Here is a 6,240-nt window from a genome sequence, read left to right as displayed (position 1 = left end):
GGCTGTCGAGCCCAGGCCGACCGCCATCCCGAAGGCCGACCCCGCGCCCGAGCCGAAGACCACCGCCAGCCTGCCGAAGCAGGAAGAGGATGCATCCTCGGGCGACAAGGCCGATTTCCGCTGGCCGGCTCGCGGCCGGGTCATCGCCGGCTACAGCAAGGGCGGCAACGAGGGCATCAATATCGCGGTTCCCGAGGGTACGCCGGTCAAGGCGGCGGAGGGCGGCACGGTCGCCTATGCCGGCAGCGAGCTGAAAGGCTACGGCAACCTCGTCCTGATCCGCCACCCGAACGGCTACGTCTCCGCCTATGCCCATAACGGCGAGCTCAAGGTGAAGCGCGGCGATACGGTCAAGCGCGGCCAGGTGGTGGCGAGTTCCGGCCAGTCCGGCAACGTTTCCTCGCCCCAGCTCCATTTCGAGCTGCGCAAGGGTTCGTCGCCGGTAGACCCGACACCCTATCTCAACAACTGAGCCGCGTTCGCGGCGACCAGGTTCCGAGATTCGATCGGTTCGCGAGACCCTCCCGATCGAAAAAGGGACGGGGCGGCCCCAGGAAGGGCCGCCCCGTTTTCGTTTGCCAGTTCGAATGGCGTCATGGTCGGCCTCGGCCCGAGCATCCCAGCAGGCGAGGGCTCTTCTTTCGCGAAGAGATTCGCGGGGCGGAGCCTCGCTTCGCCCGGGAATGACGTGCCGTTCAGCCTTCCAGCCGCTTGCCGAGCCGGCCGGCCAGATCCTGGATGTATTGCCAGGCGGTGCGGCCGGAGCGCGATCCGCGGGTCGTCGCCCATTCGAGGGCGTCGCGACGCAGCTCCTCGGGAGCTATGGGCAGGCCGAAATGGCCGACATAGCCATTGATCATCTCGAGATACTCGTCCTGGCTGCATTTGTGGAAGCCGAGCCAGAGGCCGAAACGATCGGATAGCGAGACCTTCTCCTCGATGGCCTCGCCAGGGTTGATCGAGGTCGAGCGCTCGTTGTCCATCATGTCGCGCGGCAGCAGGTGCCGGCGATTCGAGGTGGCGTAGAACACGACATTGTCCGGCCGCCCCTCGACGCCGCCATCGAGCACCGCCTTCAAGGATTTGTAGGAGGTGTCGTCGCTGTCGAAGGACAGATCGTCGCAGAAGACGATGGCGCGATGCGGGTCGCTGCGCAACTGGCTCATCAGGGCAGGAAGGCTCTCGATATCCTCGCGGTGGATTTCGATCAGCTTCAGCGGCAGCGCCCCCTGGGCGAGATGCAGGTTGGTGTCCGCGTGCACCGCCTTGACCAGCGAGGACTTGCCCATGCCGCGGGCGCCCCAGAGCAGCACATTGTTGGCCGGCAGGCCCTTGGCGAAGCGCTCGGTATTCTCGGCCAGCGTGTCGCGGACGCGGTCGACGCCGCGCAGAAGCGAGAGGGCGACGCGGTTGACCTTCGGCACCGGCACGAGTTCCGAGCCCGTCGCCTGCCAGACGAAGGCGTCGGCCGCCTTGAGGTCCGCGGCCTTGCGCCGGGGAGGGGCGATGCGCTCGAGCGCGTCGGCGATCCGCAGCAGCGTCGCGAGGGTCTGGTCCGGGGCGGTTTCGGTCGAGGTCATGGCTGTGCGCCTTCGTTGCGTCCTGATGAACCGTACCGTACCGTCCGGTACGGTTATCGCGGCTAGCTAAACCGCGTCGTGGATCGAGCGCAAGGGGCATTGCGCGAATGGCAGCAAGCCCATAGGTGAGGGACGCGCGTGGGGAACCGGGCGTGTCCGATTGATTTCACGGCGTTGCTGGCTATAGTCCGCCCGATTTTTGGCCGGGCGATGCCTTTGCCGCGTCCTGCGGCCGGCGGCCTTCCGTGCCGCCGCTAGAGAGGAGTTCTTCAGTGATCACCCCCGCTTTCGCCCAGGCGACAGGAGCCGGTGGCGGCGCCGACATGCTGATCCAGCTCGTGCCGTTCCTGCTGATCTTCGTCATCATGTGGTTCCTGATCATCCGGCCGCAGCAGCGCCGGGCGAAGACCCACCAGGAGATGATCAAGAACGTGCGCCGCGGCGACACGATCGTGACCTCGGGCGGCCTGATCGCGAAGGTCTCGAAGGTCGTCGATGACGGCGAACTGGAAGCTGAGATCGCCGACGGCGTGCGCGTGCGCATCGTGCGCGGTATGATCCAGGACGTCCGCTCGAAGAGCGAGCCGGTCAAGAACTAAGAACGCGGCGGCCCGGGCACCCGACGCGGGTACCCGGGCACGGCAACAAGGCTGCCCCCACAGATGCTTCGTCTCCAGGCCCGCAAGGTCATTCTCGTCCTGCTCGTGCTGTTTGTCGGCTGCGGGCTCGCCGTGCCGAACCTGTTCTCGCCTGAGACGCGCAAGGCCATCGAAACCAACGCCCCATCCTGGATACCGCGGGCCTTCCTGCCGATCCATGCGGTGGTGCTCGGCCTCGACCTGCAGGGCGGCTCACACGTCCTGCTCGAGATCGACCGGGCGGAGCTGGTGCGCAGCCAGGTGACCCAGCTGCGCGACGACGTCCGCCGCATCCTGCGGGAGGAGCGCGTCAGCATCCAGGGCGGCATCCAGACCACGACGCGCGGCGTCCAGATGCGCGTCCCCGATGCGGCCGAGCGCGCCCGCGTCATGCCGAAGCTGCGCGAGCTCGCCCAGCCGATCGGCACGCTCGGCGCCTTCGGCCCCTCGGGGAACCAGTCGATCAACGTCGCCGAGCAGCCCGACGGGCTGGTCCAGCTGACCGTGACGGAAGCCGGCTCGAACGAGCGCATCCGCCGCGCCGTCGAACAGGCGATGGAAGTCCTGCGCCGCCGCGTCGACGCGCTCGGCACCACCGAGCCGAACATCCAGCGCCAGGGTCTCGACCGCATCCTGGTGCAGGTGCCGGGCCTGCAGGACCCGCAGCGCCTGAAGCAGATCCTCGGCGATACCGCCAAGCTCGAATTCCGCCTCGTCGGCGATGCCAACAGCAGCGATGTCGACATGCTGCCCTCGCAGGATGCCGGCGGGCAGACTGTCCCCGTGCTTCGTCAGCCTTCCGTCGATGGCGCCGACCTGATCGATGCGCAGCCCGCCTTCGATTCGCGCAGCGGCCAGCCGATCGTGAACTTCCGCTTCAACATCCGCGGCGCCCAGCGCTTCGGCCAGATCACCACCGAGAATCTCGGCCGCCCGCTGGCGATCGTGCTCGACAACAAGGTGATCTCCTCGCCGGTGATCCAGTCGCCGATCACGGGCGGCTCCGGCCAGATTTCCGGCAACTTCACGGTCGAGCAGGTCAACAATCTCTCGATCCTGCTGCGCGCCGGCGCGCTGCCCGCCAAGATGACCATCGTCGAGGAGCGCACCGTCGGCCCCGGCCTCGGCGCCGACTCGATCCGCGCCGGCAAGATGGCGACCCTGATCGCCACCGTGCTGGTGGTGCTCTACATGCTGGCGACCTACGGCATCTTCGGCCTGATCGCGAGTATCGCGCTGGTCGTCCATGTCGGCCTGATCTTCGGCCTGATGTCCTTCCTCGGGGCGACGATGACGCTGCCGGGCATCGCGGGCATCGTGCTGACCATCGGCACCGCGGTCGATTCGAACGTGCTGATCTACGAACGCATGCGTGAGGAGGAGCACCAGGGCCGCAGCCTCGTCTCGGCTCTCGAAGCCGGCTTCCAGCGCGCCTTCGCCACGATCATCGACTCGAACGTCACCATGCTGATCGCGGCGGTCGCGCTGTTCTCGCTGGGCTCCGGCCCCGTGCGCGGCTTCGCCGTCGTCTTCATCCTGGGCATCCTGACCACCGTCATCACGGCGGTGACGCTGACCCGGATGCTGATCGCGCTCTGGTATCGCTGGGCCAAGCCCAAGCACCTTCCGTTCTGACGCTGCCAACCCCTCAGGAGATTGGCCATGCGCATGCGCCTCCTTCGTATCGTTCCCGACAACACCAAGTTCAAGTTCGTCTGGTTCCGCCGCTTCAGCTACCCGCTGTCGGCCGCCTATTCGATCCTCGTGATCACCCTGTTCCTGACCGTCGGCCTGAATTTCGGCATCGACTTCAAGGGCGGCACGCTGATCGAAATGCAGTCGAAGGCGGGTGCCGTCGACATTGCCCAGATCCGCCATACGGCCAACGGGCTCGGCTTCGGCGAGGCCGAAGTGCAGGAGTTCGGCTCCGGCGGTGAAGTGTTGATGCGCTTCGGCATGCAGCCGGGCGGCGAGACCGCGCAGCAGGCGGTCGTGGTGAAGGCGCGCGACGCCTTCGCCTCGCAGTACGAGTTCCGGCGCGTCGAGACGGTCGGTCCGCGCGTCTCGGGCGAGCTCGTGCAGGCCGGCACGCTCGGCGTCGTGCTCGCGATCGTCGGCGTGCTGATCTATCTCTGGTTCCGCTTCGAGATGCCGCTGGCGATCGGCGCAATCCTCGGCACGCTGCACGACATCGTGCTGACCATCGGCTTCTTCCTGATCACGCAGCTCGAATTCAACCTGACCTCGATCGCCGCGATCCTGACGATCGTCGGCTACTCGCTGAACGAAACGGTCGTGGTGTTCGACCGCACGCGCGAACTGCTGCGCCGCTACAAGACCATGCCCGTGGCCGAGCTGCTCGACCTCTCGGTCAACTCGACCCTGTCGCGCACGGCCATGACGGCGACGACCACCTTCCTGTCGCTGCTGGCGCTCGTGCTGTTCGGCGGCTCGGCCATCGAGGGCTTCGCGCTCGTCATGCTGTTCGGCGTGGTGGTCTGCACCTATTCGGCGATGTTCATCTCGACGCCGGTGCTGCTCTACATGGACGTGCGCTCGGCCGGCGCCCGCGAGGAGGCGCAGGAGGCCGCGCGCGCCAAGGCCTCGGCCGCCAAGGCGAAGGCCTGAGCGGCTGCATGCCGCGTTTCGACGGATTCATTCCCGGCCGGTTTCCGCTCGACGCGATCGGCGCGGGCGGCTTCCGTTTCGCGGAGATGAGCCACAAGGGTTCGATCATCGCCACCCCGGCCGGCATCCGCATCTGGCCGGTGTCGCGCTTCGCGGAGGTGACGATCGAGAGCCTGCAGCCGGTGCTGGACGAGGCCGACGGCATCGACTTCCTGCTGATCGGGACCGGGGCCGACATCGCCTTTATTCCGCCCGCTCTGCGTGATCCGCTGAGGCAGGCGGGGATCACTGTCGAGGGCATGGCGACCGGCGCAGCGGCGCGCACGTACAACGTCCTCGTCGGCGAGGACCGCCGTGTGGCGGCGGCGCTGATCGCGATTGAGTGAAATCCCGGCAAGCCGACCATGCCGGCGATGCGTAGCGGGAGTAGGGCACTTGCCCTACATTGAAGCGGCCGGATGATGACAGGCCGAGGCGGGATGATGCCGCAGACCGAAACCGACGATCGCAGGGACATCGCGCCGGCGCGCCTGCCGGAGGCCTATGCCCACTGCGCGACGCTCGTGCGCGAGCAGGACCAGGATCGCTACATCGCCGGCCTTTATGCACCCGAGGACCGCCGGGCCGCCCTCTACGCCCTCTATGCGTTCAGCCTCGAGATCGCGCGGGTGCGGGCGCTGGTCAGCGAGCCGCTGCCGGGCGAGGTGCGGCTGCAATGGTGGCGTGACGTTCTGGAAGGCCAGGCGGGCGGCGAGACGCAGGCACACCCGGTCGCCGCGGCGCTGCTCGACACGATCCGGCGCTACCGCCTGCCGATCGCGCCGCTGACCGCATTGATCGATGCCCGCATCTTCGACCTCTACGACGACCCGATGCCTTCGCTGCGCGATCTGGAGGGCTATGCCGGCGAGACCGCGAGCGCGGTGATCAGGCTTGCCTGTCTCATTCTCGCAGGGGGGCGCGACCCGGGCGGGGCGACGGCCTGCGGCCATGCCGGCGTCGCCTATGCGCTGGCCGGCCTGATGCGTGCCTTTCCCTGGCATGCCGCCGAGGGGCAGGTCTACCTGCCGGCCGACATCCTCGCCCGCAACGGCGTGACGCGCGACGATATCGTGCGCGGGCGCGGCGGACCGGGCGTGCTTTATACGCTGAAAGAGCTGCGGGAGATCGCCCGCGGTCACCTGAAGAAGCTGACGGGCCTGAGCGAGACGATTCCGCCGGCGCTGAAGCCGGCCTTCCTGCCGCTCGCGCTGGTCGAGCCCTATCTCAGGCGGATGGAGGTGAGGAGCTACGATCCCTACCGCACCATCATCGCTCTGCCGGCCTGGCGCCGGCAGTGGATCCTGTGGCGGGCGGCGCGCCGGAGCTGACGCGCCGCGGCCGTATGCGTCAGG

The 6,240-nt window shown here is 67.7% G+C and carries 7 protein-coding genes; 6 read left to right on the top strand and 1 reads right to left on the bottom strand.

Annotated features, from left to right (window positions below):
- A partial coding sequence (locus ACIPIA_RS08650) for a murein hydrolase activator EnvC family protein (protein WP_400508571.1) occupies positions 1-472 on the top strand: 472 nt, incomplete at its 5' end.
- A 223-nt stretch (positions 473-695) separates the two neighbouring features.
- Here ACIPIA_RS08650 and ACIPIA_RS08645 read toward each other — a convergent pair.
- Positions 696-1,580, bottom strand: a complete 885-nt coding sequence (locus ACIPIA_RS08645; protein WP_400508569.1) for an ATP-binding protein — start codon at positions 1,578-1,580, stop codon at positions 696-698.
- A gap of 323 nt (positions 1,581-1,903) precedes the next feature.
- On the opposite strand from ACIPIA_RS08645, the gene yajC reads away from it, so the two are divergent.
- The 5 genes from yajC (at position 1,904) to ACIPIA_RS08620 (ending at position 6,216) form a co-directional block, all read left to right on the top strand.
- Positions 1,904-2,179 carry a preprotein translocase subunit YajC gene (yajC, locus tag ACIPIA_RS08640; RefSeq protein WP_149133600.1) on the top strand — a complete coding sequence of 92 codons (276 nt, stop codon included), beginning with the start codon at positions 1,904-1,906 and terminating at the stop codon, positions 2,177-2,179.
- A 63-nt stretch (positions 2,180-2,242) separates the two neighbouring features.
- Positions 2,243-3,853, top strand: a complete 1,611-nt coding sequence (secD, locus tag ACIPIA_RS08635) for a protein translocase subunit SecD (RefSeq protein ID WP_400508567.1) — start codon at positions 2,243-2,245, stop codon at positions 3,851-3,853.
- Positions 3,854-3,886: 33 nt separating this feature from the next.
- Positions 3,887-4,846: a protein translocase subunit SecF gene (secF, locus tag ACIPIA_RS08630; RefSeq protein WP_400508573.1), complete on the top strand. Its 960-nt coding sequence runs from the start codon at positions 3,887-3,889 to the stop codon at positions 4,844-4,846.
- A gap of 8 nt (positions 4,847-4,854) precedes the next feature.
- Positions 4,855-5,232 (top strand): Mth938-like domain-containing protein, encoded by a 378-nt coding sequence (locus ACIPIA_RS08625; RefSeq protein ID WP_400508565.1) that lies wholly within the window; start codon positions 4,855-4,857, stop codon positions 5,230-5,232.
- A gap of 96 nt (positions 5,233-5,328) precedes the next feature.
- Positions 5,329-6,216 carry a phytoene/squalene synthase family protein gene (locus tag ACIPIA_RS08620; RefSeq protein WP_400508563.1) on the top strand — a complete coding sequence of 296 codons (888 nt, stop codon included), beginning with the start codon at positions 5,329-5,331 and terminating at the stop codon, positions 6,214-6,216.
- Positions 6,217-6,240: the final 24 nt, after the last annotated feature.

This window comes from Allobosea sp. CER48 (assembly GCF_044752385.1).
Taxonomy (GTDB): Bacteria; Pseudomonadota; Alphaproteobacteria; order Rhizobiales; family Beijerinckiaceae; genus Allobosea.
The sequence above is the reverse complement of the archived record's forward strand: the minus strand, read 5'-3'. Positions and strand labels throughout refer to the sequence as shown.